Origin of the sequence: Nonlabens antarcticus (genome assembly GCF_015356755.1) — a bacterium.
Lineage (GTDB): Bacteria > Bacteroidota > Bacteroidia > Flavobacteriales > Flavobacteriaceae > Nonlabens > Nonlabens antarcticus.
The window spans coordinates 1-1,396 of record NZ_JADFCO010000052.1 but is presented as its reverse complement, the minus strand read 5'-3'; the positions used below and the strand labels follow the sequence as shown (position 1 = coordinate 1,396).

1 protein-coding gene is annotated in these 1,396 nt (G+C 38.5%); it reads left to right on the top strand.

Annotation, left to right across the window (positions count from 1 at the left end):
* Positions 1–305: 305 nt before the first annotated feature.
* On the top strand, positions 306–1,235 hold the full coding sequence (locus tag IQ282_RS00205; RefSeq protein WP_194849934.1) for a DUF58 domain-containing protein: 930 nt from the start codon (positions 306–308) through the stop codon (positions 1,233–1,235).
* The last annotated feature ends 161 nt before the right edge of the window (positions 1,236–1,396 follow it).

Genomic DNA, 1,396 nt, shown 5'->3' with positions numbered 1-1,396 from the left:
CGACCACTTGAAGCTTGAAAGAAAGCGAGTAGTCTTTTTGGGTACGCTTCACGTAACCCCTGTTTATAGATGTTTCCATTACACTAAGGTTTTTGTGTATCGCTATTTCAGGACGGGACAATATCATTCATTAAAACCCCAATTCTTATAGGAATTGGGGTTTTCTTTAAAACAGTATAATTTTCTATCTCGTTTTAAAATAAAAGTAGATTTGTGACTAGATAGAAAACGCTTCAGATTAGAAAATCGGAGTTCTTGTCTGTGATCTTTCTGTAAGAAGACATCTCAATTCTTATCTTCACTCCATGAACCTGCAACAAGAACTTAATAAAACATCTGGATTTAAAAACCTCGCGCTACTGGCCAGTCAAGTGGTAGAAGGTTACATAAGCGGGATGCATAAATCTCCGTTTCATGGGTTTAGTGCAGAATTTGCAGAGCACAAACGATACAATCAAGGAGAGAGCACCCGGCATATCGATTGGAAATTGTATGCTAAAACTGATAAATATTATACCAAACAATACGACGAAGAAACAAACCTGAGATGTCATCTGATTGTAGATAATAGTGCTTCCATGCATTATCCCGTCGTTAAGAACCAAACTTTGGGCAATTTAAACAAGATAGGGTATGCAGCACTTGCCGCAGCTAGCTTGATGAATTTATTGAAGAAACAGCGAGATGCCGTAGGCCTGAGTGTTTATGCCAGCGACTATGAATATTACGCTCCCGAGAAAGGTAGCGAGCGGCATCACAATATGTTGCTAGATCAATTAAACACGATAAGCTCTCGGTCTTCCATCAATGGCTCTACGGATACCTATAAATATCTGCACGAGATTGCAGAAAATATCAAGCGACGATCCTTAATTATTCTATTTACGGATATGTTTCAAAGCGATCGTCATCAAGATGAACTCTTTGAGGCCTTACGACATTTAAAGTATAATAAACATGACGTGGTGCTCTTCCACGTTTTTGATGGAAAAACAGAAGTTGACTTTGATTTTGAGAATAGACCTACCCGGTTTCTTGATGTAGAAACTGGGGAACACGTCAACTTATATGCAGACAATGTGAAAGAAACTTATTCTCATGCTATGCGTGAATATTTTGAGCAGTTGCGAGTGCGCTGCGGTCAGTATCGCATCAAATATATGCCAGTAGATATTCAACAGGATTTCAATGTGATATTGACGACATTTTTATTAGAGCGACAGTTATTTAAATAAAAAAAAGCCACTCAAAGAGTGGCTTTTTGATATCAGCTATTTGTCCCGTCCTGAAATAGCGATACACAAAAACCTTAGTGTAATGGAAACATCTATAAACAGGGGTTACGTGAAGCGTACCCAAAAAGACTACTCGCTTTCTTTCAAGCTTCAAGTGGTCG